The organism is Nocardioides litoris (assembly GCF_006346315.1).
GTDB lineage: Bacteria > Actinomycetota > Actinomycetes > Propionibacteriales > Nocardioidaceae > Nocardioides > Nocardioides litoris.
On sequence record NZ_VDMR01000001.1, the window covers coordinates 767,741 to 785,522 of the forward strand.

18 protein-coding genes are annotated in these 17,782 nt (G+C 75.4%); 17 read left to right on the forward strand and 1 reads right to left on the reverse strand.

Annotated features, from left to right (window positions below):
* Window positions 1-91 precede the first annotated feature (91 nt).
* Together folC and FJQ57_RS03795 are read left to right on the forward strand one after the other, a co-directional pair.
* Complete coding sequence (gene folC, locus FJQ57_RS03790) at window positions 92-1,468, forward strand: bifunctional tetrahydrofolate synthase/dihydrofolate synthase (RefSeq protein ID WP_139977871.1); 1,377 nt, start codon at window positions 92-94, stop codon at window positions 1,466-1,468.
* Window positions 1,465-1,908, forward strand: a complete 444-nt coding sequence (locus FJQ57_RS03795) for a DUF4233 domain-containing protein (protein WP_246081572.1) — start codon at window positions 1,465-1,467, stop codon at window positions 1,906-1,908. Before folC ends, FJQ57_RS03795 begins: the two co-directional genes overlap by 4 nt.
* A gap of 24 nt (window positions 1,909-1,932) precedes the next feature.
* On the opposite strand, the gene FJQ57_RS03800 is transcribed toward FJQ57_RS03795, so the two are convergent.
* On the reverse strand, window positions 1,933-3,273 hold the full coding sequence (locus FJQ57_RS03800; RefSeq protein WP_139977872.1) for an aminotransferase-like domain-containing protein: 1,341 nt from the start codon (window positions 3,271-3,273) through the stop codon (window positions 1,933-1,935).
* A 70-nt stretch (window positions 3,274-3,343) separates the two neighbouring features.
* Between FJQ57_RS03800 and FJQ57_RS03805 the strand changes: the two genes are divergently transcribed.
* The 15 genes from FJQ57_RS03805 to FJQ57_RS03875 all read left to right on the forward strand — a co-directional run bounded on the left by FJQ57_RS03805 (window position 3,344) and on the right by FJQ57_RS03875 (window position 17,717).
* Window positions 3,344-4,063, forward strand: coding sequence for a pyridoxamine 5'-phosphate oxidase family protein (locus FJQ57_RS03805; protein WP_139977873.1), 720 nt, complete (start codon window positions 3,344-3,346; stop codon window positions 4,061-4,063).
* A 10-nt stretch (window positions 4,064-4,073) separates the two neighbouring features.
* Window positions 4,074-4,280: a hypothetical protein gene (locus FJQ57_RS03810; protein WP_139977874.1), complete on the forward strand. Its 207-nt coding sequence runs from the start codon at window positions 4,074-4,076 to the stop codon at window positions 4,278-4,280.
* Window positions 4,281-4,290: 10 nt separating this feature from the next.
* Window positions 4,291-4,701 carry a nucleoside-diphosphate kinase gene (gene ndk / locus FJQ57_RS03815; RefSeq protein ID WP_139977875.1) on the forward strand — a complete coding sequence of 137 codons (411 nt, stop codon included), beginning with the start codon at window positions 4,291-4,293 and terminating at the stop codon, window positions 4,699-4,701.
* Window positions 4,702-4,753: 52 nt separating this feature from the next.
* Window positions 4,754-5,269, forward strand: coding sequence for a hypothetical protein (locus tag FJQ57_RS03820; RefSeq protein WP_139977876.1), 516 nt, complete (start codon window positions 4,754-4,756; stop codon window positions 5,267-5,269).
* Entirely contained in the window at window positions 5,269-5,568 is a 300-nt protein-coding gene (locus FJQ57_RS03825) for a hypothetical protein (RefSeq protein ID WP_139977877.1), read from the forward strand. Before FJQ57_RS03820 ends, FJQ57_RS03825 begins: the two co-directional genes overlap by 1 nt.
* A gap of 3 nt (window positions 5,569-5,571) precedes the next feature.
* On the forward strand, window positions 5,572-7,338 hold the full coding sequence (locus FJQ57_RS03830) for an alpha/beta hydrolase (protein WP_139977878.1): 1,767 nt from the start codon (window positions 5,572-5,574) through the stop codon (window positions 7,336-7,338).
* Between the two features lie 220 nt (window positions 7,339-7,558).
* A complete protein-coding gene (locus FJQ57_RS03835; RefSeq protein WP_139977879.1) occupies window positions 7,559-8,605 on the forward strand; it encodes a rod shape-determining protein in 1,047 nt (348 codons plus the stop codon).
* A gap of 10 nt (window positions 8,606-8,615) precedes the next feature.
* Window positions 8,616-9,557 (forward strand): rod shape-determining protein MreC, encoded by a 942-nt coding sequence (gene mreC / locus FJQ57_RS03840; protein ID WP_246081573.1) that lies wholly within the window; start codon window positions 8,616-8,618, stop codon window positions 9,555-9,557.
* Complete coding sequence (gene mreD / locus FJQ57_RS03845) at window positions 9,554-10,141, forward strand: rod shape-determining protein MreD (protein WP_139977880.1); 588 nt, start codon at window positions 9,554-9,556, stop codon at window positions 10,139-10,141. The genes mreC and mreD overlap by 4 nt, the downstream gene beginning before the upstream one ends.
* The gene (mrdA, locus tag FJQ57_RS03850; RefSeq protein WP_139977881.1) at window positions 10,138-12,294 is read left to right on the forward strand and encodes a penicillin-binding protein 2; all 2,157 of its coding nucleotides are present in this window, start codon (window positions 10,138-10,140) and stop codon (window positions 12,292-12,294) included. The genes mreD and mrdA overlap by 4 nt, the downstream gene beginning before the upstream one ends.
* 1 nt (window position 12,295) lies before the next feature.
* Window positions 12,296-13,480 (forward strand): rod shape-determining protein RodA, encoded by a 1,185-nt coding sequence (rodA, locus tag FJQ57_RS03855; RefSeq protein ID WP_139977882.1) that lies wholly within the window; start codon window positions 12,296-12,298, stop codon window positions 13,478-13,480.
* A gap of 226 nt (window positions 13,481-13,706) precedes the next feature.
* Entirely contained in the window at window positions 13,707-14,279 is a 573-nt protein-coding gene (locus FJQ57_RS03860) for a hypothetical protein (protein WP_139977883.1), read from the forward strand.
* A 78-nt stretch (window positions 14,280-14,357) separates the two neighbouring features.
* Window positions 14,358-15,128, forward strand: coding sequence for a YcnI family copper-binding membrane protein (locus tag FJQ57_RS03865; RefSeq protein WP_139977884.1), 771 nt, complete (start codon window positions 14,358-14,360; stop codon window positions 15,126-15,128).
* A 26-nt stretch (window positions 15,129-15,154) separates the two neighbouring features.
* Entirely contained in the window at window positions 15,155-16,846 is a 1,692-nt protein-coding gene (locus tag FJQ57_RS03870; protein WP_139977885.1) for a copper resistance CopC/CopD family protein, read from the forward strand.
* Window position 16,847: 1 nt separating this feature from the next.
* Window positions 16,848-17,717 carry a hypothetical protein gene (locus FJQ57_RS03875; protein ID WP_139977886.1) on the forward strand — a complete coding sequence of 290 codons (870 nt, stop codon included), beginning with the start codon at window positions 16,848-16,850 and terminating at the stop codon, window positions 17,715-17,717.
* Window positions 17,718-17,782: the final 65 nt, after the last annotated feature.

Genomic DNA, 17,782 nt, shown 5'->3' on the forward strand with positions numbered 1-17,782 from the left:
GTCTCCACACTCGCTCACCCCTCCACCCCCACGACGAGGCGGCGGCCGCGGATGGTTGTCACCGCGCGTCGCTCCCTAGACTCGGAGGGCCATGACCGAGACCCCCGACGCGCCCCGACTCGCCCAGACCTACGACGAGGTCGAGGACGCGCTGCTCTCGCGCTGGCCCGAGACCCGGCTCGAGCCCTCGCTCGACCGCATCCAGGCCTTCTGCGAGCTGCTGGGCGACCCGCAGCGCACCTTCCGCTCGATCCACCTCACCGGCACCAACGGCAAGACGTCGACCGCGCGGATGATCGACGCGCTGCTGCGGTCGCTCGAGCTGCGCACCGGCCGGTTCACCTCCCCGCACGTGCAGCGGATGACCGAGCGCATCAGCATCGACGGCGAGCCGATGGACGACGAGGCCTTCGTGCGCGCGTTCAACGACGTCGCGCCCTACACCCACCTCGTCGACGCCGACCAGCCCCACCCGCTGAGCTTCTTCGAGACGGTCGTCGGCATGGCGTACGCCGCCTTCGCCGACGCCCCGGTCGACGTGGCCGTGGTCGAGGTCGGCATGGGCGGCAGCTGGGACGCCACCAACGTCATCGACGCCGACGTCGCGGTGCTGCTGCCGATCGCGGTCGACCACGCCCGCTACCTCGGCGAGACGCCGGCGCAGGTCGCCCGGGAGAAGGTCGGCATCATCAAGCCCGGCGCCACCGTCGTCGTGGCCCAGCAGGAGCCCGACGTGGCCGCGGTCATCGTCGAGCGGGCCGTCGAGGTCGGCGCCACCATCGCCCGGGAGGGCCTCGAGCTCGGCGTGGTCGCGCGCAGCCCCGCCGTCGGCGGCCAGCTGGTCTCGCTGCAGGGCCTGCGCGCCCGCTACGACGACCTGTTCCTGCCGCTCTTCGGGGCCCACCAGGCCCAGAACGCCGCCCTCGCGCTCGCCGCCGTCGAGGCCTTCGTGGGCGAGCTGCCGCTGGGCGACGAGGTCGTGCGCGAGGCGTTCGCCGCGGTCACCTCGCCCGGGCGGCTCGAGATCGTGCGCCGCAGCCCCACCATCGTGCTCGACGCCGCCCACAACCCGCACGGCGCCGAGGCCACGGCCGCGGCGCTCGAGGACTCCTTCCAGCTCGACCCCGTCGTGGGCGTCATCGGGGTCATGGGCGACAAGGACGCCGAGGGCCTGCTCGTCGCCTTCGAGCCCCACCTCGCCCACGTGGTGGTCACCCAGAGCTCCTCCGGCCGCGCCACCCCCGCGGCCGAGCTGGCGCGGGTCGCGGTCGAGGTCTTCGGCGAGGACCGGGTCACCGTCGAGCCCCGCCTGGCCGACGCCATCGACACCGCCGCCGCGCTCGCCGAGGCCGGCGAGGCGCTCGCCGGCAGCTCGCTGAGCTCCGGCGCCGTGCTCGTCACCGGCTCGGTCGTCACCGTCGGCGAGGCCCGCTCGCTGCTCGTCCGCCCCGGGGAGGCCGCCGGATGAGCGGCACCGCACCCGACCCGACCGCGTCCGGCCCCGGCCGGCCCGACCGGCCCGACCCCGACGAGCGCGAGCGCCAGAAGTCGCCGCGCCGCGGCATGTGCGCGGCCGTGCTCACCCTCGAGGCCATCACGCTGGCCCTGTCGACCCCGGTCATGATCGCCGTCGCCGACATCCGCCCCGCCGTCGCGCTGCCGGCGGGGCTCGGCGTCGCCCTGGTCTGCCTGCTCGCGGCCGGGACGCTCCGCTCCGAGCGCGGGTACGCCGTGGGCTGGGCCGTGCAGGTCGCGGCCGTCGCGCTGGGGTTCCTGGTCACCACGATGTTCTTCCTCGGCGCGATCTTCGCGCTGCTGTGGGGCACCGCCGACCGGCTCGGCCGCAGGATCGAGCGCGAGCGCGCCGAGGCCTTCGCCCGGTACGACGCCGAGCGCGGCGAGGCCTGAGCCGCCGGTCCGCGCCGACGCCGGTCAGCCCAGGGCCGAGACCAGCGCCGCGAGCGCCCGGTCGAGCTCGGCGTCGGTGACCCCGCCGAAGCCCACGACGAGCCCGGTCAGCCCCGCCGACCGGCTGTAGTCGGCCAGCAGCGGCACGTCGAACCCGGCCCGCCGGGCCGCGGCCCGGGCGGCCCGCGCGCGCTCGTCGTCGAGCAGCCAGGTCGAGTACATGCCCGCGCTCGGGCCCGCCGCGGTCGCGTGCGGTGACAGGGCCGCGGCCACGCGCGGCGCGCGGTCGGCGTACACCCGGCGCGCGGAGCGGACCACCTTGTCGACGTACCCGTCGCGGAGCAGGGCGAGGAACGCCCGCTGCACCGGCCAGGCCGCGGCGTCGTGGCGCACCGCGCGGTCGCGGTGGACCGCGTCGAGCAGCGCGGGTGGCGGCACCAGCCAGCCCAGCCGCAGGCTCGGGGCCACCGACTTCGAGGCGGTGCCGAGGTAGGCGACCCGGGTGCGGTCGAGCGCGGCCAGCGCCGGCACGGGCGCGACGTCCCAGCGGAACTCGCTGTCGTAGTCGTCCTCCACCACCACGCACCCCGACCGCCCGGCGGCGTCGAGCAGCGCGAGCCGCTCGGGTGCGGTCATCACGCGGCCGAGCGGGTGCTGGTGCGCCGGCGTGACGTACGCCGCCGCGAGCCCGGCCAGGTCGTCGCCGGACGGCGGGGTGGCGGCCGGCAGGTCGACCACCGCCCGGCCGGTGCCGTGCACGGTGGCGACGGCGGCCCGGTAGCCCGGGTCCTCCACGCCGACCGGGCCCGGCCGCAGGTGGGGGAGCAGCTGGCGCAGGCCGTCGGTCGTGCCGGTGGTGACCACGACCTCGTCGGGCCCGACCTCGACGCCGCGCTGGCGCGTGAGCCGCTCGGCCAGCACGACCCGGAGCTCCGGGAGGCCGCGGGGGTCGTCGTACCCGCGCGGGGGGACGGCGGCCGAGACCTCGCGCCAGGCGCGCCGCCAGCCGGCCCGGTGGCGCGGGTCGACGAACGGGGTGCCGGTGTCGAGGCGCACGAGCGGCGGCCCGTCGTCGGGCGCCGCGGCAGGAGCGCCGCGACGGGGCGCGGCCGGGAGCGCCGGCGAGGCGACGTAGGTGCCGGAGCCGTGCCGCGCGACCAGCCACCCCTCGGCCAGCAGCTGGTCGTAGGCCTGCTCGACCACGGCGCGCGAGACGCCGAGGTCGGCGGCCAGGGCGCGCGAGCTCGGCACCCGGTCGCCCAGGTGCAGGGTGCCCCCGCTGACCAGCCGCCGCACGCCGCCGGCGAGCTGGGCGTGCAGCGGCTCGGGGGCGGTGCGGTCGAGGGCGAGGGGGAGCGCGGTCACGGAGTGTCCTGTCCGACTGGGGGAGAAGTGGCCCGGGTGCGCAGGCCACTTCCGGGCCAGGCTAGTCGCCATGAGCACGTGCCAGCCCCTGTCCCCGACCGAGCGCACCACCGTCCGCCGTGGCCGCGTCCGTGCCCGCAGCGACCGGGCCGACCTGCACGCCCTGCTCGACGACGCGCTCGTCGCCCACCTCGGCGTCGTGGTCGAGGACCACCCCGTCGTGCTGCCGGTCGCGTTCGCCGTCGACCTCGACGGGCCCGACGACGGCGGCACGCTGTACGTCCACGGCTCCGTCGCCGCCCGCTGGCTGGTCCGCGCGGCCAGCCGCACCGTGTGCGTCACGGTGACCGAGCTCGACGGCCTCGTGCTGGCGCGCTCCGGGTTCCACCACTCGGTCAACTACCGCTCGGCGGTCGTCATCGGCGAGGCCCGCACGGTCACCGACCCCGACGAGCTCGCGCGCGCCCTCGACCTCACCGTCGACCACGTCGTCCCCGGCCGCTCGGCCACGCTGCGCCGGCCGACCCGCAAGGAGGTCGCGGCCACCTCGGTGCTGGCCGTGCCGCTGCGCGAGGCGTCGGTGAAGATCCGCACCGGTGACCCCGTCGACGAGCCCGACGACGTGGCCACCGGCACCTGGGCCGGGGTCGTCCCGCTGGCCCGGGTGGCCGGGTCGCCCGTCACCGCGGCCGACGCCGCGGGCGACGCCCCGCCCGACGTCGTGTGCCGGGCGGTGGGGCTGGGCGCACCGGGCGCACCGGGCGCACCGGGTGCGCCGGCGGGCCCGTAGGCTCCCGGCCGTGTCCGCCGGTGCTGTCGTCCTGACCTCGGTGCTGGTGCTGCACCTCCTGGCCATCGTCGTGCTGATGGTGCTCGTCGTCCTGGAGCGGCTGCGGGTGCCGCGGGGCGCGGTGTGGATCGCGCTGCTGCTCCTCGTGCCGGTGCTCGGCCCGCTCATGGTGCTCCTCGCCGGACGGGACCGCGGCGCGGCCGACGGCCCTGAGTAGGGTGCGCGCCATGACGCAGCGCACCCTCGTCCTCCTCAAGCCCGACACCGTCCGCCGCGGGCTGGTGGGCGCGGTGCTGGGCCGGTTCGAGGCCAAGGGCCTGACCATCGTGGCGATGGAGCACCGCCTCATCGACGGCGAGATGGCCGACCAGCACTACGCCGAGCACGTCGAGCGCGACTTCTACCCGCCGCTGCGCGCCTTCGCCACCAGCGGCCCGCTGGTGGCACTCGTGCTCGAGGGCGACGAGGCCATCGACGTCGTGCGCGCGCTCAACGGCGCCACCGACGGCCGCAAGGCCGCCCCCGGCACCATCCGGGGCGACTACTCGCTGTCCAACCGCGAGAACCTCGTGCACGCCTCCGACTCCGAGGAGTCCGCCGCGCGCGAGATCGCGCTCTGGTTCCCCGGGCTCGTCTGACCGACCCCGCGATGGCCGTTTCCCGCTCCGCGGGGCGGGCACGCTGGCCCCCATGGCTGGACCGGACCACCTGTTCGCCGAGCTGCACCGGCGCCACCCCGACGTCGACCTCGTGCTGCTCCCGCCCGAGCCCCCGCGCACCGACCCCGACGAGGCAGCCACCGACGCCGACCTCGCCGACGCCCGCTGGCGCACCGCCTCCGCGCTGCGCGGACTGTGGACCTGGCTCGCCCCCGACAGCCCCGTCGAGGCCGAGGTGCGGTGGTCCTACGCCGCCGACGACGGCTGGGTGCGCCCGCTCGCCCGGGTCGTGGAGAAGCGCCCCGACGGGGGATCGCTCCTGCTGCGGCTGGCCGACGAGCTCGACAGCGACGGCTGGGACGTCGCCCGCCCGGACGGCGGGCTGCCGCGGGTCGTCGCCGTCCTCGACGGGCTGCGGCTGGTCGGGTCGTGGGCCGAGCCGAGCGGTGCGTTGGTGCTGCAGGTCGAGGGCGACCCCTCCTTCGTGGGTCGTGACCGGGCTGCGGCGCTCGTCCGGCCCGCCGGGCGCGACGGTGAGGAGGGCTGATGGAGGTCGTCCCGGTCTCGGTCGGCCGCGCCGCGCAGGCGTGGGACGAGCAGCACCTCGACCTCGCGGCCGCGGCCGGCCAGGTCGGCAGTGCGGGCAGCAGCGGGTTCACCACCGCCGTCGCCGGCACGGCGTCACGCTTCCTCACGACCTGGCAGCGCCACGTGGAGCGGGTGGCCACCACCTGCGAGGACCGCGCCGACGGGCTGCGCCGCACGATGCAGACCTACGTCGACGCCGAGGGCACCACGACTGCCGACATCGACGCGCTGCGCCCGTACCTGGTCGAGGAGCGCTGAGCCGTGGCCGTGACGCTGCCGAGCCGCCCGCGCGCCGTACCCGCGCTGGTCTGCGACCCGGGCGCCGTCCAGGACACCGCCACCCGGCTGCTCGCCGCCTCGGCCCAGGTCGACGACCTCGGTGACTTCGCCGGCGGGCGGGCCCGCGTCGGTGACTGGGCCGGACCCGCCTCGGAGGCCTACCACGCCGAGGTCGCGCCGACGGGCGAGCAGGCCGACGCCATGTCGCTGGCCCTGCGCGCGGTGGCCCGGCGGGTCGACGACCACGCCGACGCCCTGACCGCGCTCCTGACCCGGCGCGGCGACCTCGACGACCGGCGCCAGCACCTGGCCCAGCAGGTCGCGTGGTGCGAGCGCGAGGCGGCCAAGCCGCTCACCCCCGCCCAGCAGGACGAGCTGCAGGAGGACTGCCGACGGGTGCAGGGGGCGGTCGACGTCCACGGCACCGACGTCGCCACGTGGGTCACCGACCTCGAGACCGAGGAGCGGGAGATGAAGGAGGCCTTCACCCGCGTCCTCGACCTCGACGCCGTCGACCGCCTCTACGGCGGGGTCGAGGACCCGGCCGACGCCGCGCTCGACCGCAAGCCGGGCGCTGGCGCCTCGCCGGCGGAGGTCAACGCCTGGTGGGAATCGCTCTCGCCCGAGGAGCAGCAGGCCGTCATGGCCGCCGCGCCCGGCGCGATCGGCAACCTCGACGGCATCCCGGCCGGCGCCCGCCACGAGGCCAACAGCATCGCCCTCGAGCGCGACCTGGCCGACTGGCGCCACGCCGAGGAGGCGGGCGTGATCACCGACGACGAGCGCGACTGGCTGGCCAACGCCGAGGCCGCCCAGCGGGCGATCGAGGAGATCGAGGGCCGGGTCGACCCGGTGACCGGCGACCCGATCCAGGCCCAGCTCTACCTCTACGACCCGGCCGCCTTCGACGGCGACGGCGCCGTGGCCGTCTCGGCGGGCGACCTCGACACCGCCGACAACGTGGCCGTGGTGACGCCCGGCCTCGGCACCGACGGGCAGAGCGCGCCGTACCAGGCCGACCGGGCGGCCACGCTGTACGAGTCCAGCCGCTACCTGGGGCCCGACGAGACCAACGCGACGCTTTTCTGGATCGGGTACGACGCCCCGGACAACGTGCCCTGGGAGATGGAGGGCTTCGACGCCGCCGGCGTGGCCACCGAGGGCGCCGCCGAGGCCGGCGGCGCGCGGCTGGCCGACACCGTCGACGGGCTGCGGGCCAGCCGCGACGGCGACCCGGCCCACCTGACCGCCATCGGCCACTCCTACGGCTCGACGACCACCGGCCTCGCGGCCCAGCAGCACGGCCTCGACGTCGACGACGTCGTCTTCGTGGGCAGCCCCGGGGTCGGCGGCGACACCGACCACGCCTCCGACCTCGGCATCGACCCCGACCACGTCTGGGCCGGCGCCAACAGCCGCGACACCGTCACCTGGCTCGGCAACCACGGGTGGGTGCACGGCGAGACCCTCGCCGGGGCCGGGCTCGGCGACGACCCGACCGAGGACGACTTCGGCGCCCAGCGGTTCCAGGCCGAGGACCCCTCCCGCGGCGACGGGCGCAGCTTCGACCAGCACTCGCTGTACTTCGAGCACGGCACCGAGTCGCTGGCCAACATCAGCGAGGTCGTCAACGGCGACTACGGCGACGTCACCCACGCCGACCACCGCCACGACCCCTTCCTCGGCGACCCCGAGGACCCCGAGGATGACGCCGACGTGCAGACCCCCCGCACCCAGCCCGTCGGCTGAGGCTGTCCCTTCGACTGGCCGGCCCGGTCGGCGTACGCCCGGGGGCACCTGGCCGGGCCCACCCGGTGCAGGCCCGGCCGGCCCTGCACGCGACACGCCCCACCGGCATCCCCCGTCACACGAGTCCCACTGCTTACGCTCGCTTCCGGGTAGGGCGTCACCGTGCGCGCGCACCTGCCTCCTTCCCCTGGATCGCGCACGGGGCAGTGGGGCGCGCGCAATGGCCAGCAGTTTCATCGGCCGCGACATGGCGGTCGATCTCGGCACCGCCAACACGCTGGTCTACGTCCGGCGCAAGGGCGTCGTGCTCGACGAGCCCAGCGTCGTGGCCCTCAACGACACCACCGGCGAGGTGCTGGCCGTCGGCCACGACGCCAAGCGCATGGTCGGGCGCACCCCCGACAACATCACCGCCCTGCGGCCGCTCAAGGACGGCGTCATCGCCGACTTCGAGGCGACGGAGCAGATGCTGCGGTGGTTCATCCAGCGCGTGCACCGCCGTCGCTACCTGGCCAAGCCGCGCATGGTCATCTGCGTGCCCTCGGGCATCACCGCGGTCGAGCAGCGGGCCGTCAAGGAGGCGGGCTACCAGGCCGGCGCCCGACGGGTCTACATCGTCGAGGAGCCGATGGCCGCCGCGATCGGTGCCGGCCTGCCCGTGCACCAGCCCACCGGCAACATGGTCGTGGACGTCGGCGGCGGCACCACGGAGGTCGCGGTCATCTCCCTCGGCGGCGTCGTGACCAGCCTCAGCATCCGCACGGCCGGCGACGACCTCGACCAGGCCATCGTGACCTGGATGAAGAAGGAGCACTCCCTGATGCTGGGGGAGCGCACCGCCGAGGAGGTCAAGATGACCCTCGGCTCCGCCTTCCCCGCCACCGACGAGCCCACCGCCGAGGTCCGCGGCCGCGACCTGGTCAGCGGGCTGCCGCGCACCGTCGAGGTGAGCGCCCGCGAGGTGCGCCAGGCCCTCGAGGAGCCGCTGCACGCCATCGTCGACGCCGTCCGCGTCACCCTCGACCAGACCCCGCCCGAGCTGGCCGGCGACATCATGGACCGCGGCATCGTGCTCACCGGCGGCGGCGCGCTGCTGCGCGGGCTCGACGACCGCATCCGCCACGAGACCGGCATGCCGGTCCACGTGGCCGAGGACCCGCTGCTCTCGGTGGCGCGCGGCGCCGGGCGCTGCGTGGAGGAGTTCGAGGCCCTGCAGGCCGTGCTCGTCGCCGACCAGCGCCGGTCCCCGGTCGCGGCGGCGCGGTGAGGGACGTGACGTGACCCGACGCCCCCACCTCCGCCTCACCAGCCGTGCCTACGGCCGGGCCCCCCGTGAGACCGAGGCCGGTCGCCCGGCCCGCGCGCTCGTCGTGGCCCTGCTGCTGGCCTGCGCGAGCCTGATGGTCCTCGACAGCAGCGGCGGCGGTTCCGCGCTCGACCCGGCCCGCCGGGCCGTCGGGGAGGTCGTGGGCCCCGCCCAGCGGGCCGCCGACGGCGTGGTGCGACCGGTGACCGGGCTGGGGGAGCGGTTCGAGACCCAGGACCACCTGCGCGGCCGGCTCGCGGCCCTCGAGGCCGAGAACGCCGAGCTGCGCGAGCAGGTCCGCACGGCGCCGTACCGACGGGAGAAGCTGGCCGAGCTCGAGGGCCTCACCTCCGCCGCGGTCGACCTCGGGCAGGCGCTGGTGCCGGCGCGGGTCGTCGGGGTCGGCGCCTCGCAGGGGTTCTCCAGCACCGTGACCATCGACGCCGGCTCGGAGTCGGGCATCACCCCCGACCTCACCGTCGTCAACAACGACGGGCTCGTCGGCCGGGTGTTGCGGGTGACCGCGACGACGGCCACCGTGCTGCTCGTCGTCGACCCCGACTCGACCGTGGGGGCGCGGATGGCCCGCAGCTCCGAGCTCGGCTTCCTCGAGGGCCGTGGCGAGCTCGGCGGCCAGGCCCGCCTCGACCTCGAGCTCGTCGACCAGACCGTGGTGCCGCGCCGCGGCGACGCCGTGCTCACCTGGGGCAGCCGCGAGGGCACCAGCCCGTACGTCGCCGGTGTGCCCGTGGGCGAGGTCGTCTCGGTCTACTCCAGCCTGCGTGAGACCTCCCAGCGCGCCGAGATCCAGCCCTACGTCGACTTCAGCAGCCTCGACGTCGTCGGTGTCGTGGTGCCCTCGGGCACCCGCAGCGACCGCGCCGTCGTCGAGGCCGACGGGAGCCTGCGATGACCGACCTGCACGCCCGCCCCGCCACCCGGCCCGCCCGGCCCGCCGCCCGCACCACCGCGGCCGGCACCGGCGACGCCGCCCGCTGGCTGCTCGCCGCCCTCGCCGTCGGCGTCGCGCTCGTCCTGCAGACCACGGTCGGCGCCGAGCTGGCCTGGCGCGGGGTCGGCCCCGACCTCGTCCTCCTCGTCGTGGTCGCCGGCGGGCTGGCCCGCGGTGCCCGCTTCGGCATCGTGCTCGGCTTCGTCGCCGGCCTGCTCGTCGACCTCGCCCCGCCCGCCGACCACGTCGCCGGGCGCTGGGCGCTGGCCCTGCTCGTCGTCGGGTACGTCGCCGGGCGGGTGCGCCAGGACGGGCCGGTCGGGGTCGCGGGGTCGCTGGCCACGGTCGCGGCGTGCTCGTTCCTGGGCACGTCGGTGTTCGCGCTGAGCGGGCTGGTGCTGGCCGACCGGGCCGGCGACGTACCGGGGCTGCTGACCGTGGTCGGCGTCGGGGTCGGCTGGGACCTGCTGGCCGGCGTGCTCGTGCTGCCCGCGATGGCCTGGGCCTTCGCCCGTCTCGACCCGGAGGGCGCACCCACCCGATGAGCCGCCTCGAACCGATCGGGGGCACCTCCCGCGGCGCCCTGCGCCTGGTGGTGATCCAGGCGCTGGTGTTCTCGCTGTTCGCCACGCTGTTCGTGCGCCTGTACTACCTCCAGGTCGTCAGCGGCGACGAGTACCAGGGCCGGGCCAGCGCGCAGTCGCTGCGCGAGATCGTCGTGCAGCCGACCCGTGGGCTCATCGTCGACGACCAGGGCCGACCGCTGGTCACCAACCGGCTGACCTGGGTCGTCGCGCTCGACCGCACCGTGCTCGGCAAGCTCGACCCCGAGGACCGCACCCGGCTGGTGCGCCGCGTCGGGCGGGTCGTCGACGTCAAGCCGGCCCGGCTGGAGAAGAAGCTGGTGACCTGCGGCGACGAGGGTGCCGAGCCCGGCGTGTGCTGGAACGGGTCGCCGTACCAGCCCGTGCCGGTGGCCCAGGACCTCACCCGCGCCCAGGCCCAGCGCCTCAGCGAGCAGCCGGAGGACTTCCCCGGCGTGGTCGTCGAGCAGCAGAGCGTGCGCGCCTACCCGCAGCCGTTCGGGGTCAACGCCGCGCACCTGCTCGGCTACCTCAGCCCGATCACCGAGGACGAGCTCGGTAGCGCCGAGGAGGCCGGCGACCTGTCGGTCAACGGTGCCTCGGTCGTCGGCCGCGCCGGCGTCGAGCAGGAGTACGACCAGTGGCTGCGCGGCATGCCGGGCTACCAGCAGGTCGAGGTCGACTCGATGGGCCGGGTCATGGGGGACCAGTCCCGCGTCGACGCCCAGCCCGGCGACACCCTCGTCACCTCCATCGACGCCAAGGTCCAGGGCGTCGTCGAGCAGCAGCTGGCTGACGCGATCACCACCGCGCGCGGCACCTTCGACAAGGTGACCGGGCGCAACTACGTCGCCGACTCCGGCGCCGCGGTCGTCCTCGAGGCGAAGACGGGCCGGGTCGTGGCGATGGCCAGCCAGCCGACGTACGACCCGGGCGTGTGGGTCGGCGGCATCACCAAGAAGCAGCTGGCCGCGCTCTACTCCGACGACGCCGGTACGCCGCTGCTCGGCCGGGCCTCGCAGGGCCAGTTCGCGCCGGGCTCGACCTGGAAGCCGTTCATGACCGCGGGCGCGCTGACCCACGGCTACTCCACCGACACCGCGCTGCCGTGCAGCTCGTCGTTCCAGGTCGGCAACCGTGCCTTCCACAACCACGAGTCCGCCGCCGCCGGGATCATCTCCTTCGCCGAGGCGTTGGAGATCTCCTGCAACACCTTCTTCTACCGGGTCGGGTTCGACTACTGGCAGCAGTACGGCTCCGACGCCGACGACGTCGACGCCAAGGACCCGCTGGTCGAGGAGGCCAAGACCTTCGGCTTCGGCCAGGAGACCGGCATCGACATCCCCGGCGAGGCGTCGGGCCGGATCGCCGACCGCCGCTGGAAGAAGGCCTACTACGACTCGATGAAGGACTACTACTGCGGCATCAGCGCCAAGCCGCAGAGCGACCCGGCCAACGAGGGCACCAGCGACTTCGTCTACAAGTTCGCCCGCGAGTTCTGCATCGAGGGCTGGAAGTACAAGGTCACCGACGCGGTCAACTTCTCCATCGGCCAGGGCGACACCATCGTCACCCCGCTCCAGCTGGCCCGGGCCTACGGCGCCCTGGCCAACGGCGGCACGCTGTACGCCCCCCGCGTGGCCAAGGCGGTCGTGGCCGCCGACGGCACCGTCGTGCGTCGCATCGCGCCGAAGAAGACCGGCCACGTCGAGCTGCCCGACCACGTCGTCGGCTACATCGACGAGGCCCTGCGCGGGGTCTCGCGCGAGGGCACGATGGCCTGGCGGATGGGCGGGTTCCCGCTCGACGAGGTGCCGATCCGCTCCAAGACCGGCTCGGCCGAGGTCTACGGCAAGCAGTCGACCTCGTGGGTGGCGTCGTACTCCGACGACTACGTCGTGGTGATGATGGTCAGCCAGGGCGGCACCGGCTCGGGCACCTCGGGCCCGGGCATCCGCAAGATCTGGGAGGCGCTGTACGGCGTCGACGGGGAGACCGTCGACCCGAAGCGCGCCGCCGTGCCGGGCGTCGTACCGCCGAGCGCGCTCCCGCTGTTCCGCGCCGACGGCACCATCCTGCCGCCGGCCACGCCCGCCCGCCGCGAGGAGGACTGAGATGAGCCGCGCCGCCCTGGCCAAGGTGTCCGGACCCGACCGCCTGCTCGTGCTCGCCGTCCTCGGGCTGTCGGTGATCGGCTGCCTGCTCGTCTGGTCGGCCACCAGCACCCGCGACGACCTCACCGGCGGCGACCCGCGTGCCTTCCTGGAGAAGCAGGTCCTCAACGTCGCCATCGGGCTCGCCCTGCTGGCCACGGTGGTGCTGACCGACCACCGGTGGGTGCGGATCGTCGCGCCCCTGGTCTACCTCGCCTCCATCGGCGGGCTCGTGCTGGTGTTGACCATGGGCTCGGTCGTCAACGGCTCGCGGTCGTGGCTGATGTTCGGCGGCCTGTCCGTGCAGCCCTCGGAGTTCGCCAAGCTGGCGGTCGTCATCGGGATGGCGCTGGTGGTGGCCGAACGGGCCGAGAACCGCCGGCTGCGCAGCTCGCGCGGGGCCACCGGCGGCGACGTCGCACTCATGCTCCTCATCGCCGTCGTCCCGGCCGGGTTGATCCTGGCCCAGCCCGACCTCGGCACCATGCTCGTGCTCAGCGCCACCGTGGCCGGGGTGCTGGCCGCCTCCGGCGCCGACCGGCGCTGGCTGGCCCTGCTGGGCGTCGGCGCGGTCGGGGCCGCGGTGGCCGCGGTGGCCGGCGGGCTGCTGAAGGAGTACCAGGTCGACCGGTTCCTCGCCTTCACCGACCCGACCCTCGACCCGCGCGGCGCCGGCTACAACGTCGAGCAGGCCCGGATCGCGGTCGGCAACGGCGGCTTCTTCGGCCAGGGCCTCTTCGACGGCTCCCAGACCCGGTCGGGTTTCGTGCCCGAGCAGCACACCGACTTCGTCTTCACCGTCGCCGGCGAGGAGCTCGGCCTGCTCGGCGCCGGCGTCATCATCGCCCTGCTCGGCGTCGTGCTGTGGCGGGCGCTGCGCATCGCCGCCCGCACCGACGACCTCTTCGGCCGCGTCGCGGCCTCGGGCATCGCCTGCTGGTTCGGCTTCCAGGCCTTCCAGAACATCGGCATGTGCCTGGGCATCATGCCCGTCACCGGCGTCCCGCTGCCCTTCGTGTCCTACGGCGGCAGCTCGATGTTCGCCTCGATGCTGGCCGTCGGGCTGCTGCTCAACATCTCCCGCCGCGCCGCCGAGGCCCCCGCCGCCCGCCTCCAGCCCACCTCCCGCGTCCTCGTCCGCACCTGACCCGGACCGCCCTGCGGCCGGTGGCCTCGAGACAGGCGCCAGGGCGCCTTCCTCGACCACCGTGGGTCGAGCGACCACACGGTGGTCGAGGAAGGACGAAGTCCTGTCTCGAGACCACCATCCGTGCCCGGACCAACCCCGGGGCGACGCTCTCCGTCCGGGTGTGACGGACCGCAATCTGGATTCGTTTGGTCCACTTAGGGGGTGGCCGGGCACAATGGCCTGCGTGGTGACGCTGCGAGTGCTGCCGCGACGGGGGACCACCCGCCGCGCGCTGCTCGCGACCGTCGAGGTCACCGGCGTCCTCGCCCTCGGCCACGTGCTGGCCGGCGGGTCGCTGCCGTCCCTCCCGTGGCTGGGCCTGATGGCCGCCGCGGTCCTCGGCGCCGGGCTGCTCGTGCTGCACGGCCGGGTGCGCCCGGCCGTCGCCGTGCCCGCGCTCGTCGGCACCCAGCTGCTGCTGCACGCGTGGCTGACCGCGCTCACCCCGGCCGCTGACCCCATGGCCTCGATGCAGGCCTCGATGCAGGGAGCGGGCCACGAGGCCCACGTCCACGCCGCGCTCGACCCCGCGATGCTCGCGGTCCACGTGGCCGGCGGCCTGCTGTGCGCCGTGCTGTGGGAGCTGCGGGCCCGCGCGGCCGAGGTCGTCGTGGGCTGGGTCCGCCAGCCCCTCCCGCCCGTCCCCGCCGTACGCCGCCCGGTCGCCCCGGCCGCGGCGCCCGCCGCCCTGGTCAGCCGGGTGCTGGCCTCCGCCGCGCCCCGTCGTGGCCCGCCGGCGGGCTGCTCCGCCGCCTGACCCTCCGGTTGCCGGACCCGTCAGGCGCGTCCCGCCACGCCTGACCACGGATCCACCGACCCCAGAACGGGAACCACCATGTCTCGACGCACCATCGCGCGCCTCGGCGCGTCCGCCGGCGCCGCCGGCCTCCTCGCCCTCTCGATCGCCGCCCCGGCCTCGGCCCACGTCACCGTGTCGCCGTCGACCACCGCCGCCGGTGCCTACACCGTGCTGACCTTCAGCAACGGCCACGGCTGCGAGGGCTCGCCCACCACGAAGATCACCATCTCGGTCCCCGAGGGCATCAACGCCGCCGTCCCGACCCGGCAGCCCTTCTACGACGTCACCAAGCAGATGGAGCAGCTCGACCCGCCCGTCTCCGACGGCCACGGCGGCGAGCTGACCGAGCGCGTCGACACCGTCACCTACACCGCCAAGACCGCGCTGCCCGACGGCTACCGCGACGCCTTCGAGGTGCAGGTGCAGATCCCCGAGGACGCCGAGGGCGCAGACCTGGCCTTCCCGGTGATCCAGACCTGCCAGCAGGGCGAGACCGCCTGGACCGAGATCCCGGCCGAGGGCCAGTCGGCCGACGACCTCGACAGCCCGGCGCCGGCGTTCCTGGTGACCGCGGCCGACGGCGAGGGCGGTCACTCCGACGAGGAGTCGACCACCACCGACGAGTCCGGCGAGGAGGTCAGCACCGAGACCGGCTCCAACGCGATCGCCGACACCGGTGCGGACACCCAGGAGGCCGCGGCCTCCGACGGCGGCGGCAACGCGCTGGGCATCACGGGCGTCGTCGTCGGCGTCCTCGGCCTCGCCGTGGCCGGCGTGGCGCTCGCGCGCACCCGCCGTACCTCCTGACCTCCCTGCCGAGCGTCATCACCGCCGTGCGCCGCGTCCTCGCGGCCCTGCTGCTCGCCGTCCTCACCGCGCTCGTCGTGGTGGGGACGGCGGGCCCGGCGTCCGCGCACGCCACCCTCGTCGACAGCGACCCCGCCGAGGGCGAGGTGCTCGACGCCGTGCCCGACGTCGTCACCTTCACCTTCGACGAGCCCGTCTCGCTGCCGGCCTCGGCGGTGCAGGTCTTCGACGCCGCCGGCGAGCCGGTCGAGGCCGAGGCCGCCGCCCGCGACACGACCGTCACGGCCGACCTGCCCGACGACCTCCCCGACGGCAGCTACGTCGTCGTCTGGCGGGCCATCTCGGCCGACGCCCACCCCATCGCGGGCTCGCTGACCTTCGCCATCGGCGCGCCGAGCCCCGAGGTCGCCGCGCCCCAGCTGCCCGACACCGACCCCGCCGACGTACGCCGCGCGCTCAGCGTCGCCCAGGGCCTCGGCTACGCGGGGCTGCTGCTGGCGGGCGGCCTGGTGCTGTTCGTCGCCTGGACCCTGCGGGGGGTCCGCGTCGACGACGACCGCCGCGGGCGGCTCCTGCGGGTGGCCTGGGTCGGCACGGGCGTCGCGCTCGTCGCCGGCGTGGCCGGCATCCCGCTCTCCGGCGCCTACCAGCAGGGCCTCGGCCTGACCCAGCTCGGCGAGTCGGCCGCGGTCGACCTCGGCCTCGTGGGCGACGACCTGCTCGTGCTGGCCCTGCAGGCGGTCGGCCTCGTGGCGGCGCTGGTCCTGCTGGCCCGCCCGCGCGGGCCCTGGTGGACGCCGGTCGCGCCCGCCGCGGTCGCGGTCCTCTCGCCCGCCCTGGTCGGCCACACCCGGGCCATCGAGCCGGTGTGGCTGCTGGTCACCACCGACCTGCTCCACCTGGCCGCCGGCGCGACGTGGTTCGGCGGCCTCGTCGGGCTCGCGCTCGTGCTGCGCGGCCTCAGCGGCCGCGAGCGCGACGGCGCGCTCGTGCTGAGCCGCTTCTCCGCCGTCGCCGCAGGCCTGCTCGGCGTGCTCGCCGTGACGGGCACGCTGATGGGCTGGCGCATCCTCGACGGCTGGCGGCCCCTGTTCGAGACCACCTACGGCCGGCTGCTGCTGGTCAAGGTCGGCATCGCCGCCGTCGTCGCGCTCGTCGCCGGCTGGAACCGCTGGCGGCTGCTGCCCGCGGCCAGTCCCGCCTCCGGTGCCGGGGTCGGCCACGACGCCCGCCGCGGGGCCGTGCTCAAGGTCGCCACCGCCGTCCGCGTCGAGGCGGTGCTGCTGGTCGGGCTGCTCGGGGTCACCGGGTTCCTGACCAACGAGTCGCCCCGCGAGGGGCCGACCAACCGGCCGCCGCTGGCCTCGCGAGTCGAGACCGGCGTCCTCGGCGACGGCGCCGGCAGCGGGTCGACCGAGGGTGCCGCGGCCAAGGTGCTGGCCACCATGCAGCCGCGGACCACCGGACCGACCACGATCACCGTGCAGGTGCAGGACGCCGCCGGCGAGCCGGTCGACGGCTTCGCCGAGCCCGTGGTCTCGGTCGCCTCCGCCGACGGGGCCACCGACCTGGGTCAGCAGCCGGTGGTCCCCGCAGCGGCGGGTACGTTCGTGGTCGACACCGTGATCCCGGCGCCCGGCACCTGGGAGGTCCAGGTCAGCCTCCGTGCGTCGGAGTTCGACAACCCCGTCACCATCGTCCGATTCGAGGTGTCCTGAGATGAGTGCCAAGCACGTCGCCGCCGCCCTGCTGCTCGCGCTGGGCCTGTCCGGCCTGGCCGCGTGTGGCGGCGACGACCGTCCCGTCGACCCCGACCGCCAGGTGCTCAGCCCCGGCGACGGCGCGCCGCACACGCACGCGACGTACATCGGCGACGGCACGACCTCCGACGCCGGCGGCTACCGGATGACCGACCTGCGGTTCCCGACGGCCTCCCGCGAGCCCGCCGACCTGTCGTTCACGATCGTCGACTCGGCGGGGCAGCCCGTGACGTCGTACCAGGAGGAGCAGACCAAGCTCATCCACCTGTACGTCGTGCGCGACGACCTCAGCGACTTCCGGCACCTGCACCCGACCCTGGCCGACGACGGCACCTGGACGGCACGGGTCGACCTGACCGACCCCGGCACCTACCGGGTCGTGGCCGAGATGGTGCCCGACGACGCGGGCAACCCCGACGGCGACCACGTCGTGCTCGGCGTGCGTGCGCGGGTCGAGGGCCAGGCGCCGCCGCCGGCCGAGGAGCCCGAGCGCGTCGGCACCGACGGGATGGTCACGATCGAGGCGCCGCCGACGCTGCCCGCGGGGGAGGACACCCAGTTCACGCTGACCGTCTCCGACGGCGCGCAGGGCGTGCTCAACCTCGGCACCTACCTCGGCTCCTACGCCCACCTGACCGGCTTCGACGTCGCCACCGGCGCCTTCGTGCACGCCCACCCGCTCGGCACGCCGACCGTGACCGACGAGGGCAGCGAGCTGACCTTCCACACCTCGCTCGGCACCCCCGGCACCTACCGGTTCTTCGTGCAGGTGCGGGTCGACGGGTTCGTGCACCAGGTGCCGCTGCAGACCGAGGTCGGCGCGGTCTGAGGGGCGTCCGGCCGGCCGGGGCGGTGAAACCCCGGTCGACCGGGTGTTCGTGCAGCTGGCCAGGG